General features: G+C 72.1%; 16 protein-coding genes. 8 read left to right on the top strand and 8 right to left on the bottom strand.

Translation table 11 applies throughout. From position 1 onward, the window contains the following. Positions 1 to 51: 51 nt before the first annotated feature. Genes BU197_RS25305 through BU197_RS25285 form a run of 5 tightly spaced genes read right to left on the bottom strand, consistent with a single transcriptional unit; the run spans position 52 to position 6,110 of the window. Entirely contained in the window at positions 52 to 1,146 is a 1,095-nt protein-coding gene (locus tag BU197_RS25305) for a LacI family DNA-binding transcriptional regulator (protein WP_411158534.1), read from the bottom strand. After that, complete coding sequence (locus tag BU197_RS25300) at positions 1,134 to 2,837, bottom strand: glycoside hydrolase family 13 protein (protein ID WP_188270621.1); 1,704 nt, start codon at positions 2,835 to 2,837, stop codon at positions 1,134 to 1,136. Before BU197_RS25300 ends, BU197_RS25305 begins: the two co-directional genes overlap by 13 nt. 50 nt (positions 2,838 to 2,887) lie before the next feature. After that, on the bottom strand, positions 2,888 to 3,802 hold the full coding sequence (locus tag BU197_RS25295) for a sugar ABC transporter permease (RefSeq protein ID WP_188270620.1): 915 nt from the start codon (positions 3,800 to 3,802) through the stop codon (positions 2,888 to 2,890). Continuing rightward, entirely contained in the window at positions 3,799 to 4,812 is a 1,014-nt protein-coding gene (locus tag BU197_RS25290) for a carbohydrate ABC transporter permease (RefSeq protein WP_188270619.1), read from the bottom strand. Before BU197_RS25290 ends, BU197_RS25295 begins: the two co-directional genes overlap by 4 nt. Before the next feature lie 20 nt (positions 4,813 to 4,832). Next, positions 4,833 to 6,110, bottom strand: coding sequence for an extracellular solute-binding protein (locus BU197_RS25285; protein ID WP_188270618.1), 1,278 nt, complete (start codon positions 6,108 to 6,110; stop codon positions 4,833 to 4,835). A gap of 339 nt (positions 6,111 to 6,449) precedes the next feature. Between BU197_RS25285 and BU197_RS25280 the strand changes: the two genes are divergently transcribed. Together BU197_RS25280 and BU197_RS25275 are read left to right on the top strand one after the other, a co-directional pair. Then, a complete protein-coding gene (locus BU197_RS25280; RefSeq protein WP_188270617.1) occupies positions 6,450 to 7,484 on the top strand; it encodes a LacI family DNA-binding transcriptional regulator in 1,035 nt (344 codons plus the stop codon). A gap of 75 nt (positions 7,485 to 7,559) precedes the next feature. Further along, the gene (locus tag BU197_RS25275; protein WP_188270616.1) at positions 7,560 to 8,513 is read left to right on the top strand and encodes a phosphatase PAP2 family protein; all 954 of its coding nucleotides are present in this window, start codon (positions 7,560 to 7,562) and stop codon (positions 8,511 to 8,513) included. A gap of 18 nt (positions 8,514 to 8,531) precedes the next feature. On the opposite strand, the gene BU197_RS25270 is transcribed toward BU197_RS25275, so the two are convergent. Continuing rightward, positions 8,532 to 11,519 carry a bifunctional [glutamine synthetase] adenylyltransferase/[glutamine synthetase]-adenylyl-L-tyrosine phosphorylase gene (locus tag BU197_RS25270; protein WP_188270615.1) on the bottom strand — a complete coding sequence of 996 codons (2,988 nt, stop codon included), beginning with the start codon at positions 11,517 to 11,519 and terminating at the stop codon, positions 8,532 to 8,534. Positions 11,520 to 12,024: 505 nt separating this feature from the next. Here BU197_RS25270 and BU197_RS25265 point away from each other — a divergent pair. Further along, a complete protein-coding gene (locus BU197_RS25265) occupies positions 12,025 to 14,145 on the top strand; it encodes a PIG-L family deacetylase (RefSeq protein ID WP_188270614.1) in 2,121 nt (706 codons plus the stop codon). A 261-nt stretch (positions 14,146 to 14,406) separates the two neighbouring features. On the opposite strand, the gene BU197_RS25260 is transcribed toward BU197_RS25265, so the two are convergent. Both BU197_RS25260 and BU197_RS25255 read right to left on the bottom strand, forming a co-directional pair. Then, entirely contained in the window at positions 14,407 to 14,997 is a 591-nt protein-coding gene (locus BU197_RS25260; RefSeq protein WP_223183075.1) for a GNAT family N-acetyltransferase, read from the bottom strand. Positions 14,998 to 15,024: 27 nt separating this feature from the next. Beyond that, on the bottom strand, positions 15,025 to 16,386 hold the full coding sequence (locus tag BU197_RS25255) for a glutamine synthetase family protein (protein ID WP_188270613.1): 1,362 nt from the start codon (positions 16,384 to 16,386) through the stop codon (positions 15,025 to 15,027). A 293-nt stretch (positions 16,387 to 16,679) separates the two neighbouring features. Between BU197_RS25255 and BU197_RS25250 the strand changes: the two genes are divergently transcribed. The 5 genes from BU197_RS25250 (at position 16,680) to BU197_RS25230 (ending at position 20,967) form a co-directional block, all read left to right on the top strand. Further along, a complete protein-coding gene (locus BU197_RS25250) occupies positions 16,680 to 17,153 on the top strand; it encodes a hypothetical protein (RefSeq protein WP_223183074.1) in 474 nt (157 codons plus the stop codon). A gap of 79 nt (positions 17,154 to 17,232) precedes the next feature. Beyond that, entirely contained in the window at positions 17,233 to 17,889 is a 657-nt protein-coding gene (locus tag BU197_RS25245; protein WP_188270611.1) for a DUF3105 domain-containing protein, read from the top strand. Next, a complete protein-coding gene (locus BU197_RS25240) occupies positions 17,886 to 18,512 on the top strand; it encodes a DUF305 domain-containing protein (RefSeq protein WP_188270610.1) in 627 nt (208 codons plus the stop codon). The genes BU197_RS25245 and BU197_RS25240 overlap by 4 nt, the downstream gene beginning before the upstream one ends. A gap of 127 nt (positions 18,513 to 18,639) precedes the next feature. Continuing rightward, entirely contained in the window at positions 18,640 to 19,059 is a 420-nt protein-coding gene (locus BU197_RS25235; protein ID WP_188270609.1) for a CBS domain-containing protein, read from the top strand. Between the two features lie 330 nt (positions 19,060 to 19,389). Further along, positions 19,390 to 20,967: an MFS transporter gene (locus BU197_RS25230; protein WP_188270608.1), complete on the top strand. Its 1,578-nt coding sequence runs from the start codon at positions 19,390 to 19,392 to the stop codon at positions 20,965 to 20,967. Positions 20,968 to 21,248 lie beyond the last annotated feature (281 nt).

Here is a 21,248-nt window from a genome sequence, read left to right as displayed (position 1 = left end):
TACGAGTGCCCTGACGCCCGGTCAACCCTCCGGACACCGCGACGCAAGTTGTTACGAAAGGACTTGCGGGACCCTCGGGGAAGCGCCGGGCACGGGCGGCTGGGCCGTGGAACCGCGCACCACCAGCTCCGGCTGGAAGACGAACTCGGTGCGCTGCACCGGGTTGCCCTCGATCTCCTCCAGGAGCGCGCCGACCGCCGCCGTCGCCATGGCCTGGACGGGCTGGCGCACGGTGGAGAGCGGCGGGCTGGTGAAGGCGATCAGCGGCGAGTCGTCGAAGCCGACGACGGAGACGTCCCCCGGCACGTCGAGCCCCCGGGCGCGGACGGCCCGGATCGCCCCGAGCGCCATCAGGTCGGAGCCGCAGACGAGGCCCGTACAGCCCTGGTCGAGCAGGATCTCCGCGGCGGCGTGCCCGCCCTCGACGCCGAAGAGGGTGGGCCGGATGAACCGCTCGGCGTCCGCGCGTCCGACGCCGAGCAGCTCGTACAGCTCGGCGGTGAAGCCCTCGGCCTTGCGGCGGGAGGGCACGTACCGCAGGGGGCCGACGGCGAGCCCGACGCGCTCGTGCCCCAGCTCGACGAGGTGCCGTACGGCCATCCTGGCCGCCGCCCGGTCGTCGGGGGAGACGAAGGTGGCGTCGATCTGCTCGTGGTAGCCGTTGATCAGGACGTACGGCACGCCCCGGTCGGCGAGGCGGGCGTAGCGCGCCGGATCGGCGGAGGCGTCCGCGTGCAGCCCGGAGAGGAAGACGATGCCCGCCACCCCGCGCTCCACGAGCTGGTCGACCAGCTCGTCCTCGGTGGCGCCGCCGGGCATCTGGGTGCAGAGCACCGGGGTGTAGCCGTGTCCGGCGAGGACCTGCTCGACGACCTGCGCGAAGGCCGGGAAGATCGGGTTGGTCAGCTCGGGCACCACCAGGCCGACCAGTCCGGCGCTGCGCCGTTTCAGGCGTACGGGACGCTCGTAGCCGAGCACGTCGAGCGCGGCGAGCACCTTGTGGCGGGTCGGGGCCGCCACCCCCGCCTTGCCGTTGAGGACCCGGCTGACGGTGGCCTCGCTGACCCCCGACTGGGCCGCTATGTCCGCGAGCCGAGGGGCGCCGGTCCCGGCGCCCCTCGGCGGGGGGAAGGTCACACCGCCCACCATGCGGTGGTGTCGGCGGGCAGTTCCACGAGGCCCGCGTCCAGGCCGCCGGGCACGGTGGCAGGCTCGCCGCCGGGCACGGTGACGGGTTCGTTGGCGAGGAGGAGCCGGCCGGGCAGCGGGATCGGGACGGCCCGGCCGGTGGTGTTGGCGGTGCAGACGAAGCCGTCGCGCCGGAAGACCAGCAGCCCCTCCGGGGCGTCCTGCCAGACGACGGACTCGCCCGCGCCGAGCCCCGGCTGCGCCCGCCGCACGGCGAGCGCCTCGCGGTACAGCTCCAGGGTGGAGCCGGGGGCGCCGGTCTGCGCCTCGACGCTGAGCGCGCCCCAGCCGGCCGGCTGCGGCAGCCAGGAGCCGCCGCTCCCGAAGCCGTACGAGGAGCCCTCGACGGTCCACGGGATCGGCACCCGGCAGCCGTCGCGGAAGCCGTCCTGGCCGCTGGCCCGCCGGAAGGACGGGTCCTGGCGGACCTCGTCGGGCAGGTCGGTGACGTCGGGCAGGCCCAGTTCCTCGCCCTGGTAGACGTAGGCGGAGCCGGGCAGCGCCAGCATGAGCAGGGTCGCCGCGCGGGCCCTGCGCAGGCCGAGTTCCCGGTCGCCGGGCTCGCGCAGCTGGGTGCCGAGGCCCGCCGGGTTGGCGAAGCGGGTGGCGTGCCGGGTGACGTCGTGGTTGGAGAGCACCCAGGTGGTGGGGGCGCCGACCGGGCGCATCGCGTCGAGGGAGGCGTCGATGACGGTCCGCAGTTCGGCCGCGTCCCAGTAGGTGCCCAGGTACTGGAAGTTGAAGGCCTGGTGCATCTCGTCGGGGCGCACGTAGTTCGCGGTGCGGTCGACGGTGGGGGTCCAGGCCTCGGCGACGAGGATGCGCTCTCCGTCGTATTCCGCGAGGACCTTCCGCCAGGAGCGGTAGATCTCGTGGACGCCGTCCTGGTCGAAGAAGGGCATGACGTCGTTGCCGAGCAGCTTGAGCTGGTCGTGGCCGCCGATGTCGGGCAGTCCCGCGGCCTTGACCAGGCCGTGGGCGACGTCGACGCGGAAGCCGTCGACGCCCATGTCGAGCCAGAAGCGCAGGATGGAGCGGAACTCGTCGCGGACGGCGGGGTGGTCCCAGTCGAAGTCGGGCTGCTCGGGGGCGAAGAGGTGCAGGTACCAGTCGCCGGGGGTGCCGTCGGGGTTCTCGGTGCGGGTCCAGGCGGGGCCGCCGAAGATGGACTCCCAGTCGTTGGGCGGGAGCGAGCCGTCCGGGCCCTTGCCGGGGCGGAAGTGGTAGCGCTCGCGGAGGACCGAGCCGGGGCCCTCGGCCAGGGCGCGGCGGAACCACTCGTGCCGGTCGGAGGAGTGGTTGGGGACCAGGTCGACGATGATGCGCAGGCCCAGGTCGTGGGCCTCCCTGATCAGGGCGTCGGCGTCGAGGAGCGTGCCGAACATGGGGTCGATGGAGCGGTAGTCGGCGACGTCGTATCCCGCGTCGGCCTGCGGCGAGGCGTAGAACGGGGAGAGCCAGACGGCGTCGACGCCGAGGTCCTTGAGGTACGGCAGCCGGCGGCGGACGCCCTCCAGGTCGCCCATGCCGTCGCCGTCGCCGTCGGCGAAGCTGCGCGGGTAGACCTGGTAGATCACCGCGTCTCTCCACCAGCCCGTGTGCGTGCCGGTGGTCGGGGCGTCGGCCGGGGTGGCGAGATGCTGGGTCATGTCTTCCCTGGGAGGTAAGGAGGGGCGTGCGGGAGGCGTGGTCGGGGCCGTCAGCCCTTGACGGCACCGGCGGACATGCCGGTGACCAGGTGCCGCTGGGCGAAGAGGAACACCACGGCGGCGGGGATGGCGATGAGCACGGAGGCCGCGGACATCGGGCCCCACTGGGCGCCGTACTGGTTGACGAACTTCTGGAGTCCGCCGGCCAGGGTGAGGTTCTCGTCGCCGACCATGAAGGCGGAGGCGTAGGCGACCTCGCCCCAGGCGGTGATGAAGGAGTAGAAGGCGGTGACGGCGATGCCCGGCTTGGCGAGCGGCAGGATCAGCCGCCAGAAGGTGCCGAAGGGGGTGAGGCCGTCGACGTAGCCGGACTCGTCGATCTCGCGCGGGATGGTGTCGAAGAAGCCCTTCATCATCCACGCGCAGAAGGGGACGGCGATGGTCAGATACGTGATGACCAGGCCGACCGGCTGGTTGAGCAGGCCCATCGACGCCATGATGTTGTAGATCGGCACGATGAGGACGGCGACCGGGAACATCTGGGTGACGAGCAGGGTCCACATCAGACCGCGCTTGCCGGGGAAGCGGAACCGGCTGACGGCGTAGCCCGTGGTGGCGGAGATGAAGACGCCGACGACGGTGGTGAGACCGGCGACCAGGAGCGAGTTGCCGAACCAGGTGAGGAACGGGGTGTCCTCCAGGAGCTTCGTGTAGTTCTCGAACGTCGTCTCCTTGACGAAGTCCGCGGTCGTCGCGTACTTGGCCGGCTTGAGCGAGGTCAGCAGGACCCACAGCACCGGGAAGACGGCGATCACCGAGGCGGTGATCAGGGTGAGGTGCAGCCCGACCGAGGCGAGCGGCGAACGGCGGCCCCGGCGGGGCCCGTTCGCGGCGGCGGCTCCGGTGCGCGCGGCGCGGTGTCCGGCGGGGGCCTTGGCGGCCGTGGTGGGGGTCGTGGTGGTCACCAGACTTCTCCCTGCTTGCGAAGGACGCGCCGGTAGAACGCGGCGAAGACCATCAGGAGGACCAGGATCAGGACGCCCCAGGTCGAGGACTGGGCGAAGTCGCGCGGGCTGATCTCGAAGGAGAACTTGTACGCCTGGGTGACGAGGATCTGGGTGGCCTCGCCGGGGCCGCCCCGGGTGAGCAGGAAGATCACCGGGAACATGTTGAAGGTCCAGATGGTGGAGAGCAGGATCACCGTCGTCGAGACCGAACTCAGGCCGGGCAGGGTGATGTTGCGGAAGCGCTGCCAGGCGTTGGCGCCGTCCATCTCGGCGGCCTCGTACAGCTCGCCGGGGATGGACTGGAGCCCGCCGAGGAGGGCGACCATCATGAAGGGGACGCCGAGCCAGACGTTGACGAGGATGACCGAGAACTTGGCCCAGGTGGGGTCGTTGAGCCAGGGGATGCCGTCGATGCCGCCGCCGGTGAGGATCTGGTTGAGCATGCCGCGGCGCTCGTCGTAGAGGAAGCGCCAGGCGAAGACGGAGACGAAGCCGGGGACGGCCCAGGGCAGGATCAGCAGCAGCCGGTAGACGGAGCGGCCCGCGATCCTGCGGTTGAGGATGTTCGCGAGGGCCATGCCCAGGGCGAAGGTGAGCGTCACGCAGGAGACGGTCCAGACGATCGTCCAGAGCAGCGTGCCGAGGAACTGGCTCCCGGTGAGCGCGTCGGTGTAGTTGTCCAGGCCGACGAACTCGTAGCTGGCCGGGATCTCGTTGACGCCGATCGACCGGGCCACATTGCGTTCGTTGGCGTCGGTGAACGACAGATAGACCCCGCGGACCAGCGGATACCCGATGATCACACCGATCACGGCGACGACCGGGGCGACCATCGCCCAGGCGTACCAGTGGGTGGAAAGGGAGCGCTTCGCCGCGCGGCGCGGGGAACCAGTTCCGCGGCTCCGGCCGCGGGCGACAGGGTCGCCCGCGGCCTTCGCCACCGACTGGCTGGGAGTGTCCACAGCCATGAGCCGGCCTGCCTTCTCTCTTACTTCCAGTTCTTCAGGAGCTTGCGGTAGGAGTCGCCGATCGCCTTGGCGCCGGCCTCCGGGGTGGTCTGGCCGGTGAGCACCTTGGTGTACTCGACCTTGACCGGCTCGAAGAGGCTGCCGCCCTCGGGGATCCAGGGGCGCTGGACGGCCTTGTCGACGACCGGCTTGAAGAAGGTGATCAGCTCGTTGGTCGCGACGTCCGGCTTGATGTAGACGGACTGGCGGGTCGGCAGCAGGCTGAGTTCCTTGGCGACCGTGGCCTGGGTCTCGGCCGAGGTCATGTACTCGGCGAAGGCATAGGAGGCGGGGAGGTTCTTGGAGCCCGCGTAGACGGCGAGGTTGTGGCCGCCCTGCGGGGCGCCCTGACCGGCCGAGCCCGCGGGCACCGGGGCGATGCCCAGGTTCGCCTTGTCGGCGAACTCCTTGCCGGTGTAGGTGTCGGCGACGGCCCAGGGGCCGTTGATGATCATGGCGACCTTGCCGTCCTTGAAGGACGCCTGCATGTTGTCCCAGCCGTTGGTCGCGTCGGTGATCGCGGCCTTGGAGTCGACCAGGTCCTTGACCGCCGTGAGCGCCTTGACGCCCGCCGGGTTGTCGACCGTGATCTTCTTCTGGTCGGCGTCGACGAGGTCACCGCCCTCGCCGTACAGGAAGGAGAGGAACCAGTACGGGTCGTCGCCGCGCAGGTAGAAGCCGGTCTTGCCGGTCTTGGCCTTGATCGTGGCGGAGACGGTCTTCAGCTCGTCGAGGGTCTTGGGGACCGCGACGCCGGCGTCCTTGAAGATCTTCTTGTTGTAGAAGATGCCCATGGAGTCGATGACCTGCGGGACGGCGTAGGTCTTGCCGTTGTACTTGGTGGAGGCCGCCGCCTGATCCAGGAAGTCCCCTGCGTCCTTGAGGGCGGGGGTGCCGTCGAGCGGGGCGAGGTAGCCGAGGTCGGCGAACTCGGGGGTCCAGGCGACCTCGGAGCGGATGACGTCGGGGGCACCGGAGCCGGACTGCGCGGCGTTCTTGAACTTGTTCTGGGCCTCGCCGAACGGCACGTTCACGTACTTGACGGTGACCTTGGGGTGCTTCTTCGTGAAGTCCTCGGCGACCTTCTTGAAGACCTTGTCCTCGGAGCCGACCGTGGAGGTGTCCCACCAGGTCACGGTGCCGGAGAGTTCGCCGGAGCCCTGGGCCCCGCCGCCCTTCGAGTCGCTGTCGCTTCCGCACGCCGCCAGGGTCACGCCCAGGGCCGCCACCAGCGCGGTGGCCGCTATGCCACGCCGCATAGGAACTCCTTCAACTGATCCCGGGGGGTCGAGGGGCAGGAACCTTCCTCATCGCGACCGCTCCCTCGCGGCGCTCCGGGTTGCCAGGAACGTAACAGGGATGAAAACGAGCCGAAAGACCTTGCGAGAACTTTCTGCAAGGACCGGCGATCGTTACATCCACGTGTCCTGAAGGTTGCCGTCGGATCGCTTGACAGCAGGCGAAAGAGGTCGCAGGGGCCGCCATTCGACGCCGTACGGCCCCTTGACGGCCTCCGCAAGAACTGCAAACCCTTGCGGAAAGACGTCCGACACGCGGCCGGTGGGCAATACGAGCGGTGACCGGTACAGTCCACTCTCATGACCGCGCGGCTCTCCGACATCGCAGCCCAGGCGGGGGTCAGTGAGGCCACAGTCAGCCGCGTGCTCAACGGCAAGCCGGGAGTGGCCACCGCCACCCGCGAGTCCGTCCTTGCCGCGCTCGACGTGCTCGGCTACGAGCGTCCCGTACGACTGCGCAGGCGCAGCGCCGGACTCGTCGGCCTGATCACCCCCGAACTCGACAACCCGATCTTCCCCGCGCTCGCGCAGGTCATCGGGCAGGCCCTGACCCGGCAGGGATACACCCCGGTCCTCGCCACCCAGACCCCCGGCGGGTCCACCGAGGACGAACTCACCGACATGCTGGTGGAGCGGGGGGTGGCCGGGATCATCTTCGTCTCCGGGCTGCACGCCGACACCACCGCCGACATGACCCGCTACGACCAGCTGCGCGGCAAGGGCGTCCCGTACGTCCTGATCAACGGCTTCTCCCCCAAGGTGCAGGCGCCCTTCGTCTCCCCCGACGACCGGGCGGCCATGCGGCTCGCGGTGACGCATCTGGCGGCGCTCGGGCACACCCGGATCGGGCTCGCCGTCGGACCGAAGCGGTTCGTGCCGGTGCTCCGCAAGATCGAGGGCTTCCGGCAGGGCATGGCGGAGCGGTTCGGGCTCTCCCCCGAGGAGACCGAGGACCTCGTCCAGCACTCCCTCTACACCCTGGAGGGCGGGCAGGCGGCGACCGGGGCGCTGATCGCGCGGGGCTGCACGGCGATCGTCTGCGCGAGCGACATGATGGCGCTCGGCGCCATCCGGGCCGCCCGGCAGCAGGGGCTCGACGTGCCCAGGGACGTCTCCGTCGTCGGTTTCGACGACTCCCCTCTCATAGCCTTCACCGATCCGCCGCTGACCACCATCCGGCAGCCGGTGCAGGCGATGGGGCAGGCGGCGGTCCGGGCGCTCCTGGAGGAGGTCGGGGGCACCCCCGCCCCGCACTCCGAGTTCGTCTTCATGCCCGAACTGGTCGTACGCGGCTCCACCGCCTCCGCCCCGGCGTCCTCCCGGTCTCCTTCCTGAGGCGGACCGGGTGCGTCCCGAACCCGCCCGGGGGATGATCGGTCGGGGGGAAGCGATCTGGCAGACTCTCTCCCTATGGGTGAAACGACCGTGAAGAGTTTGGACGACCGGACGACCCCGTCGTCACCCATGGCGGGCGACGGCGGGTCCACGCGTCCGCGCGTGCCCCGGCGGCCCAGAATCTGGTTCGAGATCCTGCTCATCGCGGTCAGCTACTGGGTCTACTCCCTCGTCCGCAACGCGGTGCCGGAGCAGAAGACCCAGGCGCTGAAGAACGCGGACTGGATCTGGAAGGTCGAGGACTCCCTCGGGCTCGCCTTCGAGCACACCGTCAACCACGCCGTGAACTCGGTCACGTGGCTGATCGTGTCCATGAACTACTACTACGCCACCCTGCACTTCATCGTGACGATCGGTGTGCTGGTGTGGCTCTACCGCTGGCAACCGGGCCGTTACGCGGCGTTCCGCACGGTCCTGTTCGCCACCACCGCCGTGGCCCTGGTCGGCTACTACCTGTATCCGCTCGCGCCGCCCCGGCTCATGAACGGCCAGGACTTCGTCGACACCGTCCTGGTCCACCACACCTGGGGCTCGATGGCCTCGGGCAACCTCAAGCACGTCTCCAACCAGTACGCGGCGATGCCGTCGATGCACATCGGCTGGTCGCTCTGGTGCGGTCTGACGATCTTCCTGCTCGCCAAGGCGCCCTGGGCCCGGATCCTGGGCCTGCTCTACCCGGCGGCGACCCTGGTCGTCATCGTCTCCACCGCCAACCACTTCTGGCTGGACGCGGTCGGCGGCATGCTCTGCCTCTCCTTCGGCTTCCTCGTCTCGTACTTCTGGTACGGCTCCCACCCGCACCGCCTGCCGAAGCTGGTGGAACCGGCGCCGGGCAAGCGTGCTCCCGGGGCGCCGGAGCCCGCCGCCGTGAGCGAACCCGCCCCCGTGAGCGAGTCCGCCCCCGTGAGCGAGTCCTCCGCCGTCAGCGAGCCCGCCACCGCCCGGCCCCCGGCCCGTTCGGGCCGGTAGTACCGGGGGCGTGCGGGGCTACGCTCCGTAGAACAGCTCCTCCACCACGGCTCGGGCCCGGCGGGTGGTCCGGCGGTAGTCGTCGACCATCTCGCCCACGTGCCCGGCCTCGTACCCCAGGTAACGCCCCACGGCCGCCAGCTCCCTCGGGCTGGTGGGGAAGGTGTCGCCCGCCCGGCCGCGCACCAGCATCACCGCGTTGCGCACCCGGGTCGCGAGGACCCAGGCCTCGTCCAGGATCTGCGCCTCCTCCGTCGGGACGAGACCGGCCGCGTGCGCGGCTGCCAGCGCCTCCCGCGTGCGGTTCGTCCGCAGCCCCGGCTCCTCCCAGCCGTACCGCATCTGGAGCAGCTGGACCGTCCACTCGACGTCGCTGAGCCCGCCGCGCCCCAGCTTGGCGTGGAGCGTCGGATCGGCGCCGCGCGGCAGCCGCTCGGACTCCATCCGGGCCTTCAGACGGCGGATCTCGCGGACCGCGTCCTCGCCGAGGCCCTCCGCCGGATAGCGCAGCGGGTCCACCAGCTCGATGAACCGCTCCCCCAGGCTCCGGTCGCCCGCCATCGGCTCGGCGCGCAGCAGCGCCTGGCTCTCCCACACCAGCGACCAGCGCTTGTAGTAGGCCGCGTACGACTTCAGGGTGCGGACCAGCGGGCCGCTCTTGCCCTCCGGCCTGAGGTCCGCGTCGATCAGCAGCGGCGGGTCGGCGGTGGGCAGCTGGAGCAGTCTGCGCATCTCGGCGACCACCCGGTTGGCGGCCCGTGCCGCCTCCTGCTCGTCGACGCCCTCGCGCGGCTCGTGCACGAACAGGACGTCCGCGTCGGAGCCGTATCCCAGCTCGTGTCCGCCGAAGCGGCCCATGCCGATGACGGCGAACCTGGTCGGCAGCTCCTCGCCCCACTCGGCCCGCACGGCGGCCCTGAGGGCGCCCGCGAGCGTCGCCGCGTTGAGGTCGGTGACGGCCTGGCCCACCCGGTCGACCAGCGCCCCCGGGTCGGACTCGCGGGGGCTCTCCTCCGTGCCGTACGAGCCGATGAGGTCGGCGGCGGCGGTGCGGAACAGCTCCCGGCGCCGCACCCCGCGGGCCGCCGCCACGGCCTGCTCGGCGCCCTCGGCCCGGCCCACGGCGGCGAGGACCTCCTGTTCCAGGGCCTCCTTGCCGCGCGGCTTCAGGCCCTCCGGGTCGCCGAGCAGCGCGACCGCCTCCGGGGCGCGCAGCAGCAGGTCGGGGGCGAAGCGTCCGGCGGAGAGCACCCGGGCGAGGTTCTCGGCGGCGGCGCCCTCGTCGCGGAGCAGCCGCAGGTACCAGGGCGTCTTGCCGAGGGCGTCGGAGACCTTGCGGAAGCCGAGCAGTCCGGAGTCCGGGTCGGCCGAGTCCGCGAACCAGCCGAGGAGGACCGGCAGCAGGGTCCGCTGGATCGCCGCCTTCCGGCTCACCCCGGAGGCCAGCGCCTCCAGGTGGCGCAGGGCGGCGGCGGGGTCCGCGTATCCGAGGGCTTCGAGGCGCTGTCCGGCCGCCTTGGGGCTGAGCCGGATCTCGCCGGGGGCGAGCTGGGCGACCGCGTCGAGCAGCGGCCGGTAGAAGAGCTTCTCGTGCAGCCGCCGGACGACGGCCGCGTGCCGCTTCCACTCCTTGTTCAGCTCGGCGACCGGGTCGGTGCGCAGTCCGAGGGAGCGGCCGAGGCGGCGCAGGTCGGCCTCGTCCTCGGGGACGAGGTGGGTGCGGCGCAGCCGGTAGAGCTGGATGCGGTGCTCCATGGCCCGCAGGAAGCGGTAGGCCTCGTCGAGCTGGGAGGCGTCGGCGCGGCCGACGTATCCCCCGGCGGCGAGGGCGGCGAGCGCGTCGAGGGTGGAGCCGCTGTGCAGAGCGCTGTCGCTGCGTCCGTGGACGAGCTGGAGCAGCTGGACGGCGAACTCGACGTCCCGGAGTCCGCCGGGGCCGAGCTTCAGTTCCCGGTCGACCTGGGCGACCGGGATGTTGTCGACGACCCGGCGGCGCATCTTCTGCACGTCGGGGACGAAGTTCTCCCGCTCGGCGGCGTGCCAGACGAGTGGGGAGACGGCGTCGATGTACTGGGCGCCCAGCTCCGGGTCGCCGGCGACCGCGCGGGCCTTGAGGAGCGCCTGGAACTCCCAGGTCTTGGCCCAGCGCTGGTAGTACGCGAGGTGCGAGGAGAGCGTACGGACGAGGGGGCCGTTGCGGCCCTCGGGGCGCAGATTGGCGTCGACCGGCCAGATGGTGCCCTCGACGGTGGGCTCGGAGCAGATCCGCATCAGATGGGCGGCGAGCCGGGTCGCCGCCTGGAGGGCCTTGCCCTCGTCGGCGCCCTCCGCGGGCTCGCCCACGAAGATGACGTCCACGTCGGAGACGTAGTTCAGTTCGTGGCCGCCGCACTTGCCCATCGCGATGACCGCGAGCCGGCACAGGGCGGCGTCGACGGGGGCTGCCGTACGGGCGATGGCGAGGGCCGCGCGGAGGGTCGCGGTCGCCAGGTCGGCGAGTTCGGCGGCGGTCTCGGCGACGTCGGTGGTGCCGCAGACGTCCCGGGCGGCTATGGCGAGCAGACAGCGGCGGTAGGCGACCCGCAGGGCCACCGGGTCGGCCGCCGCCGCGAGGTCCCGTTCGAACTCGGGGACCCCGGGGTGCAGGTCGGCCGCCTCGTAGGTGACGAGGGACTCCCAGTCGCGGGGGTGGCGGGCGAGATGGTCGCCGAGGGCCTCGGACGCGCCGAGCACGCCGAGGAGCCGGTCGCGGAAGGGCTTGGCGGAGAGCAGGGTGGCGGTGAAGGTCTGCCGCTCGGTCTCCTGCTGTGCCTCGGCGAGGCGGGCGAGACCGCGCAGGGCGAGATCGGGGTCCGCGGTGGCGCCGAGGGCGTCGAGGAGGACGGGATCGGCGCGGAGCGCGGACAGTTCGGGTGCGTCCAGAAGGCGCTCGGCTCCGGAGGGGTCGGTGAACCCGTGCCGCAGCAGCCGGGTGAACGTGCTGCTCCTGCGTCCCGGCACGGTCATTCCGCCGCTCCTTCCGAGCAGGTCGGCCCCGGGATGGGGCCAGGGTGGATCGAGCCTATCCGGAGCGGGGCACGGGGGTGCGCGGGCCACGAATTCGCAGCGCGTCACACGTGAAGTCCGGCACAAAAGTGGCTTTTCGTAGGATATGAACCGTATTCCTTGAAAGCCCGTCCTACGGGGAGACGGACTCTTCCGCCTGCCCGAACGACCGGAAGACGTCCGGACCTGTCCTGAACCCGACCGAGCCCCGCCGGATTCGCGTCAGCCTGACCGATCCTCACCGATCCTCACCGATCCCGACCTCACCCGTACGAACCCCGGCCCGTCCGGCCCTTTCCCCGCGCCCGTCCGTCCCACCGGCCTTCCTCCCACCGGTCCCTCCCACCGGGCGCCCGCCCCGGCCCCGCCTTACCCTGCCAGTCCCCCTCCTGGCCGGGCCCAACCCCCCTTCGACCCCCGATCCCCGTCTTCGCCCCCGATCCCCGTCGAAAGCGCGCCACCGAACATGTCCGTCCCGCTCCGCCGCCGTCTCCTCCCGTCCCGCCGCAGGGCCGTGGCCACCGCCGTGACGGCCGTCCTCGCGGGCGGCGCCTTCGCCGGGCTGCTCTCCACGACGGGCACACCGAGGACGCCCTCGGCGCACACGGCACCCGAGGCCAAGGGCCCGGGGGCCGGGACCACCCGCGCGGGCACGGCGGACCCGGGCGCGGACCCGGGCGCGGGGGCGGGCGCCGGGCCCCGGACCGACGGGAAGGCCGCCGCCTCGGTCGTGCAGATCGTGGCGCACCCGGACGACGACCTGTTCTTCATGAACCCGGACGTCTCCCAGTCCCTGCGCTCCGGCAACCCGCTGGCCGCCGTCTACCTCACCGCGGGCGAGTCCGACGGCGTCAACGCGCGCCCCCGCGACGCCGCCGTGACCGCGCCCGACAAGGCCGGATACGCCGAGGCCCGGCAGAACGGCATCCGGGCCGCGTACGCCGAGATGGCGACCGGCAGCAGGACGAGCCCCTGGGACAGGACCGCGGTCCCCACGGCCGGCGGCGGCTCCGCCGAACTGGACACCCTGCGGGCGAAACCGCAGGTCAAGCTGGTGTGGCTACAGCTGCGGGAGGCCGGTTCGATCAACGGCTACCGCCCGCACAGCCTCAGCGGGCTGTGGCACGGCCGGATCGCGGCCCTGGAGTCCCAGCGGTCGGCGGGGACCCCGGTCGGGGCGGACTTCTCGTACACGAAGGAGCAGGTCGTGGCGACGGTCGCGGGGCTGCTCGACCGCTTCCGGCCGACCTTCGTCCGGATGCAGGACCCGACGCCGGGCACGTACCCGAAGACGGGCAGGCTCCGGGACCACCAGGACCATCTGTACGGGGCCCGGTTCGCCCAGGCGGCGCTCGCCCGGTACGCGCGGACGCCCGGACACCCGCACGTCGGCGTGCAGAACTACCTCGGCTACCCCACCAGCGCCCTCCCCCACACCCTCGACCCCGAGACGGCGGGCGCGAAGCTGAAGACCCTGGAGACCTACGCCTGGCTCGACGGCGTCCACGACTGCGGCACGGTCGCGGGCTGCGGCGATCTGAAGGTGGCCGCGCGGCCCGGCGGCCGGGGCTGGACGCAGACCGTGCGCTACGCCCGGGGCACCTCCACCTCCTGGGTGCAGCGCGACGAGGACGGTGGCCTGTACGCCTTCTCCGTGCTCGACGGACGGCTCGCCGTCTGGCGGTCGCCCTCGGGCGGCGGCGCCTGGCGCGGCCCGGCGCTGCTGCCCGGCAGCGGGCTCGACAGCGGGGTCACCTCGGCGGTGCTGCCCGACGGCCGGATCGCGGTCTACGGCACCCGGACCCTGCTCACCGGAGTCTCCGGGCCGGGCGCCGCCGGCTACCGGCGCCAGGTGGTCGCCACCACGCAGACGGAGCCGGGCGGCTCGTTCGGCCCATGGCGCTCCCTGGGCACGCCCGAGCGGGACGACGAGAGCGGCACCTCCGACATCAGCGCGCCCGCCGTGACCGTGGACGACGAGGGGCTCGCGACCGTCCTGCTGCGGGACAGCAGACACCGGCTCACCGCCCGCGAACAGCACGCGGACGGCGGCTGGGGGCCGTGGACCGCGCTCGGCGGCACCGACGTGTACGGCGACCCGGTGGCGGCGACCGACGCGGCGGGCCGGGGCTATGTCTTCGCCAGCACCCCGAGAACGGTCCTGGCCTGGGCCCGGCCGGTCGCGGGCGGGCCGCTCACGGGCCCGGTGCGGACCGGGCTCCCGGCGACGACGCTCGCCCTGAGCGCGAGCGCGGAGCCGGACGGCGAGGGGGTACGGCTCTGGTTCCGCAAACCGTCCTCCGGCGACCTGCGAAGCGTCGACTTCTCGGGCCCGGACCCGGTATCCCCGGTCACCGACCTGCCCGGCGGCGTAGCGGGCTTCGGCCCGGTGAGCGGCGGCGACGGACTGCTCGCGGTCCGCTCGCGGACGGGCTTCCTGGCGATGGCCCCGCACGGCAGGCCGGGCGCGCGCCCGGTGTGGACCCAGGAACCGTTCCTGTTCTCGGGCGCACCGGACGCGGGCGCGGAGGGGGTGGCGGCGATCGGCCTCGACGGACGACTGCACTGGACTCCGGCGCGGGGGTGAGGGCGGGGGTGAGGTCGGGGCGGGGAAGCCATGGGCGGGCGGGGCCGGGCGGGCCGGAACCGGAGAGCCATGGGCCGGCGGGGGCCGGGTGAGTCATCGGGGGCCGGGGGTTGGGGGTTGGGGGTTGGGCGGGTCCGGGACCGGAGAGCCATCGGGGGCCGGGAGCCCGGCGGGTCCGGAACCAGAGAGCCACCAGGGACCAGGAGCCGGGCCCCGGGCGGGTCGGCCCCCGGCAGGGAGCGCCGGGGGCCGTCTTCGGCGCTACCGCCACCCCGTCGGACCGTGTCGGGCGGACCCCGGTGTCAGTGGCTCGTCCGGGTGGCTCAGCAGTCCCACGGGCCGTTGGGCCAGCCAGCCCGAGCGGCGGTGGGCCGGTGACTCGGTGCGTACGTGGGTGAAGCCGAGCCGCTCGTAGTACGCGTGGAGTCCGGCGTTCGTGCGCCAGGTGTCGACGCGGACCCAGTCCCGGCCCTCCCACGCGGCAAGGCGTGCGGCCCAGTCCACGACGCGGGCGCCGAGGTGCCGCCCCGCCGCGGCGCGCGCGACGATCAGCTTGCAGAGGTGGAACGCGGTCTCCGGCCGGTCCGCCTCGGTCCAGAAGTCCCGGTCGGCGAGTGCCCGGCCGACCGTCGCGAGGATCGCGCCGGACTCGTCCTCCACCACCCAGACCCGGCCCTCGTCGACCGACCGGCGCCAGGCGGCGAGGGCGCGGGCGCCCGTCACCGGGTCGCTCCACTGGTCGGTACCCCGGGAGCCGAGCCACCGTTCCGCCTCCGCGCGGAGGGCCATGAGCGCGGGCACGTCGGCCGGTCCCGCGGGGCGGACGCGGAGGCCGTCCGGGCGCTGCCGCATGGCGGATCCCGTCTGCCCGACCCGCGCCTACAGCACCGGCAGGTTCTTGCGCAGTTCGAAGGCGGTGACCTCGGAGCGGTACTCCTCCCACTCCTGCTTCTTGTTGCGGAGGAAGAAGTCGAAGACGTGTTCGCCCAGGGTCTCCGCGACCAGTTCGCTCTTCTCCATCAGGGCGATCGCCTCGCCCAGGTTCTGCGGGAGCGGTTCGATGCCCATCGCACGGCGCTCGGCGTCGGAGAGGGCCCAGACGTCGTCGTCGGCGCCCGCCGGGAGTTCGTACCCCTCCTCGATGCCCTTGAGCCCGGCCGCCAGGAGGACGGCGTAGGTCAGGTACGGATTGGCACCCGAGTCGATGGAGCGGACCTCCACCCGCGAGGAGCCCGTCTTGCCCGGCTTGTACATGGGCACGCGGATCAGGGCCGAGCGGTTGTTGTGGCCCCAGCAGATGTACGAGGGGGCCTCGCCGCCCGAGCCCGCCGTGCGGGACGAGCCGCCCCAGATGCGCTTGTACGAGTTCACCCACTGGTTGGTGACGGCGGAGATCTCGCCCGCGTGCCGCAGCAGACCCGCGATGAAGGAGCGGCCGACCTTGGAGAGCTGGTACTCGGAGCCCGACTCGTAGAAGGCGTTCCGGTCGCCCTCGAAGAGGGACAGATGGGTGTGCATGCCCGAGCCCGGGTAGTCGGAGAACGGCTTCGGCATGAACGTGGCCTGCACGCCCTGCTCCAGGGCGACCTGCTTCATGACCAGGCGGAAGGTCATGATGTTGTCGGCGGTGGAGAGCGCGTCCGCGTACCGGAGGTCGATCTCCTGCTGGCCCGGCGCGCCCTCGTGGTGGCTGAACTCCACCGAGATGCCCATCGATTCGAGCATGGTGATGGCCTGGCGGCGGAAGTCCATGCCGACGTTCTGCGGGGTGTGGTCGAAGTAGCCCGAGTTGTCGGCGGGGGTGGGCCTGCTGCCGTCGAGCGGCTTGTCCTTCAGCAGGAAGAACTCGATCTCGGGGTGGGTGTAGAAGGTGAAGCCGAGGTCCGAGGTCTTGGCCAGGGCCCGCTTGAGGACGTAGCGCGGGTCCGCGAAGGACGGCGAGCCGTCCGGCATCAGGATGTCGCAGAACATCCGGGCCGTACCGGGCGCCTCGGCCCGCCAGGGCAGGATCTGGAAGGTGCCCGGGTCCGGCTTGGCGATCATGTCCGACTCGTAGACGCGGGCGAAGCCCTCGATCGCGGAGCCGTCGAAGCCGATGCCCTCGTCGAACGCCTGCTCAAGTTCGGCCGGTGCCACGGCCACCGACTTCAGGAACCCGAGCACGTCGGTGAACCACAGACGTACGAAGCGGATGTCGCGCTCTTCGAGCGTACGGAGCACGAATTCCTGCTGCTTGTCCATTTCCACACCCATCCTTGCTGGTCAGGCCGCCTGCTCCCACCGCCTCGGGCAACTTCGGGGGGCACCTGAGCATCCCACCACATGGTTTCGCGCACGTTGCACACCCATACTGCCCGCTCGGTGTGACTCGGGTAACGCGAGAACGGCCCCGTCCGGGTGTCCGTTCGCCGCCCCGCCGCCCCTCCTTCCGTACCGAGTGATCCCCCGTTCGGCCCACAGAGGGCCCGCGCCCACTACGATCTGCGCCCATGGGGGCCCCACTTTCCGGACCGCCGTCCCGGCGTACCCGTCCCATGGCACTGCTGAGTGCCGTGGCGACGTTCCTCGCCGCGCTCTTCTTCTGTCTGGGCGCGGGCCAGGGTCCCGAGGGCCATCACGGCGCCCCGTCCCAGCGGGCTCACCCGGCGCAGCCGCCCACGACCGGGGCCATGGCCGTGACCAGTGCCATGACCGGGTCCGGGTCCGTGACCGGGTCCGTGTCCGGGGGCATGACCGGGTCCGGGGGCATGACCGGCGCCGTGACCCGGTCCGCCGCCCCGCCCCGGAGCGTGGCCACCGAGTACATCTGCCCGTACGACCGTGGCGGCTGCTCCCTCTTCCCGTCCCTCTCCCCCGCGGTGCTCAGCGCGGCGCCGCTCGATCCCCCGCTCCCCGCGGTGGCCGGGCTCCCGCGTCTCGCGCCGGTGGCGGGCGAGGGCCGGGTCCCCCGTTCCGGCGCCCAGCCCCGCGCGCCGGACCTGCACGTCCTTCAAGTTCTCCGGACGTGACGGCGGCGGGCACCTCCGCCCCGCCTCCGCGTGTCCCGCACCGAACTCACCTCCCTCCCCGTAGAAGGACGACTTCACCATGGCCGCCAACCGCTCCACCACGCCCGACCGCCGCACCCGAATAGAGGAGATGCGCCGCGCCGAACAGTCCCGGGAGCGCCGCAACCGGCTGATCACCCTCGGCGTCTCCGGCATCGTCGTCCTGGGTCTCGTCGGCTTCGGCACCTATGTGCTGACGCAGCGGCCCGACAAGGACGGGCCGATCGCCGGCGAGAAGTCCTGGGACCCGAAGAAGCTCGGCCGCACCCACGTCGAGACCCCCGTGAAGTACGAGATGACCCCGCCCGTGGGCGGCGACCACAGCCAGATCTGGGCCAACTGCGACGGCGACGTCTACAAGAAGCCCCTCGCCCAGGTGAACGCGGTGCACTCCCTGGAGCACGGCGCCGTCTGGGTGACGTACAACAAGAAGGCCTCCCCCGACGACGTGAAGAAGCTCGAAGACAAGGTCGGCAAGACCAAGTACACGCTGATCAGCCCCCTGGACGAGCAGGCCGGGGCGCTCATGCTCTCCGCCTGGGGCAAGCAGGTCACCGTGGACAGCGCGGCCGACCCGCGTGTCGACGCCTTCTTCACCAAGTACGTCCAGGGTCCGCAGACCCCCGAGCCCGGCGCCGCCTGCACCGGCGGGATCGGCGCGGACGGCGCGGGCGGCGGCGCCGGGATGGGCCAGTGAGGCCGACCCGCACGCAGGGCGCGGCCATCGCCGCCGTCGCCCTCGCGCTGCTCTTCGCCGGAGGCGCGGTCACCGTCGCCACGGGCGGTGAGGAGAAGCCCCCTACGCCCTCCTCCGACTCCGCCGACGCGGGCTTCGCCCGGGAGATGGCCGTCCACCACCAGCAGGCCGTCGAGATGTCGTTCATCGTCCGGGACCGCACCCGGGACGAGGACGTGCGCCGTCTCGCGTACGACATCGCCAACACCCAGGCCAACCAGCGGGGCATGATGCTCGGCTGGCTCGACCTGTGGGGGCTGCCCAAGACCGTGTCGGGCGTCGCGCCGATGACCTGGATGGGCATGGGCGGCTCCGGCGACCCGGGAGATCTGGACGGGGCCCTCATGCCCGGCATGGCGACCAACACACAGCTGAACGAGTTGCGCCAGGCGAGCGGCCGGGAGGCCGAGGTCCTCTATCTGAAGCTCATGACCGAGCACCACAGGGGCGGGGTCCACATGGCCGAGGGCTGTGTCCAGAAGTGCACCGTGGACACCGTGCGGAACCTCTCGCAGGGCATGGTCGACTCCCAGCAGTCCGAGATCAGGCTGATGACGGACATGCTGAACAAGCGCCGGGGCTGAGCGCGCCGGACGTCCGGCGGGGCCCCCGAGACCACTGCGGTCGCGGGGGCTCCGTCGCGTCACGAGAATTGAGGGTGCTCGGGGACGTACGTACGCCTGACCGCGTCCGACGAAAGGGGCCCAGCTCATGACCACGGCGAAGGACATCATGCATCCGGGAGCCCAGTGGATCCCGGCACACGAGACACTCGACCGCGCCGCCCAGCTGATGCGCGACCTGAACGTGGGCGCGCTGCCGGTCGCCGACGCGAACGAACGCCTCTGCGGCATCGTCACCGACCGGGACATCGTGGTCGGCTGCGTGGCGATGGGGCACGACCCGGCGAAGGTGACGTGCGGCGAGTTGTCGAAGGGCACCCCGCGCTGGGTCGAGGCGAACTCGGACGTCGGCGCCGTCCTGGAGGAGATGCAGAGCCACCAGATCCGGCGGCTTCCGGTGATCGAGGGCAAGCGGCTGGTCGGCATGATCAGCGAGGCGGATCTGGCCCAGCATCTGTCGGACGAGCAGATCAAGGCGTTCTGCGCGAGCGTGTACGCGGCTTCTTGACGCCGACGCGTACGCGGCTTCTTGACGCCGACGCGTACGCGGCTTCTTGACGCCGACGCGTGCGGGGCTTCCTGAACGGACCTCGGCGGGCCTCGGCGGACCGCCGGGCCCGGACCCCACCGGGGTACCCGGGCCCGGCAGGGTCCGGGCCCGGGTGCCCCGCAGGCCCGGGGCTCCGGTCGGGCCCCGGGCCCGGCGGGTCCTCGGCCGGGTGAGTCCCACGGGACCGGACGAGTGGCCTCGGGGCCCGGCGGGGTCCCTCCGCTCGTGGGGCGGGGCGGCGCGGCGCATGGTGGGGCCCGGACCTGCCCGTGAGGAGAGGGAACGCGCATGCCGACGCCCGCGTCACCGGAGCCGGAGCCCCCGCCGGAGCCGGTCCCGGAGCCGGACTCGTACACCGTCCCTCCTGCCCCCACCATCCCCCCTGCCCTTCCTGCCCCTTCTGCCCCTTCTGCCCCTTCTGCCCCCACCGTCACCACCGCCGTCCCCGCGCGGCTCGACCGGCTGCCGTGGTCCCGCTGGCACTGGATGATCGTGGTCGGGCTCGGCACCGTCTGGATCCTCGACGGGCTCGAAGTGACCATCGTCGGCAATGTCGCCGGGCGGCTCGCCGAGGACGGCAGCGGGCTCGACATCACGGCCGCGCAGGTCACCGGCACCGCCGCCGCGCTCTATGTGGCGGGGGCGTGCTCCGGCGCGCTGTTCTTCGGGTGGCTCACCGACCGGCACGGGCGCCGGAAGCTCTTCATGGTCACGCTCGCGGTCTATCTCGCGGCGACCGCCCTGACCGCGCTGTCCACCGAGTCCTGGTGGTTCTTCCTCTTCCGGTTCCTCACCGGCTTCGGCATCGGCGGCGAGTACGCGGCGATCAACTCCGCCATCGACGAGCTGATCCCCTCGCTCTACCGGGGCCGGGTCGACCTCGTCATCAACGGCAGCTACTGGCTCGGGGCCATCGGCGGGGCCCTGCTGTCGATCGTCATGCTGGACACCGACATCTTCCCGCTCGACGTCGGCTGGCGGCTCAGCTTCGCCCTCGGTGTCGTCCTCGGTCTGGTGATCCTGCTCGTCCGGCGGCACGTACCGGAGAGTCCACGCTGGCAGTTCATCCACGGGCACGGCGAGGAGGCGGAACGGCTCGTCCGCTCGGTCGAGGAGGAGATCGAGCGGGAGAAGGGCCGGAGCCTGCCGGAACCGGCCGGGCGGATCACCCTCCACCAGCGCGGGAGCATCGGTTTCGGCACCGTCGCCCGGACGGTCTTCGCCCGCTATCCCCGGCGCGCGGCCCTGGGTCTCGCGCTCTTCGTCGGCCAGGCGTTCCTGTACAACGCGATCACCTTCGGCTTCGGCACCATCCTGGTCACCTTCTACGGGGTCCCCACCGGCGGCACCGGCTACTACTTCGCCGTCATCGCCGCCGGGAACTTCGTCGGTCCGCTGCTGCTCGGCCGGTTCTTCGACACCGTCGGACGCCGGATCATGATCTCCTCCACGTACGTCCTCTCCGGTCTGCTGCTCTTCGCCACGGCCTGGCTCTTCGACCGGGGCTCCCTGACCGCGACCACCCTCACCGCCTGCTGGTGCGTGGTGCTCTTCTTCGCCTCGACGGGGGCCTCCAGCGCCTATCTGACGGTGTCGGAGATCTTCCCGATGGAGACCAGGGCGATGGCCATCGCCTTCTTCTACGCCCTCGGGACCGCCGCGGGCGGCATCACAGGACCGCTGGTCTTCGCCGGGCTCACCGAGTCCGGGAACGCCGGTGACACCGCGCTCGCCTTCTCCATCGGCGCCGCCCTGATGTGCGCGGCGGGCCTGGTGGCGGCCTTCCTCGCGGTCGACGCGGAGCGCCGCTCCCTTGAGGACATCGCGGCACCGCTCTCGTCGGAGACGCCACCGGCGCCGACCTGAGCCGTACGCGCGAAGAGCGAACCCGGCTCGGTGGCGTGCGGTGCGGGAACCGGGAAGGCTCGCACGCGTGGTTTCGCCAGTGCAGGACGTGGCGATCGACGGCTCCTGGGCCTCGGTGCCGGCCTCGCCACCGATCGGCGGAACCCTGACGGCTGTGGCTGGGCGGTCCTCGCAGAGGCAACGAGTCCTGCGTGCTGCGCGGCGGGCTCCGACCGGGCCGCTACGACGTCCTGACGCTTCCGGAACCGCCCCCGCCCCCGCACCCGGGATCCGCTTCCGCC

The organism is Streptomyces sp. CBMA291, from assembly GCF_014596525.1.
Classification (GTDB): domain Bacteria; phylum Actinomycetota; class Actinomycetes; order Streptomycetales; family Streptomycetaceae; genus Streptomyces.
The sequence above is the reverse complement of the archived record's forward strand: the minus strand, read 5'-3'. Positions and strand labels throughout refer to the sequence as shown.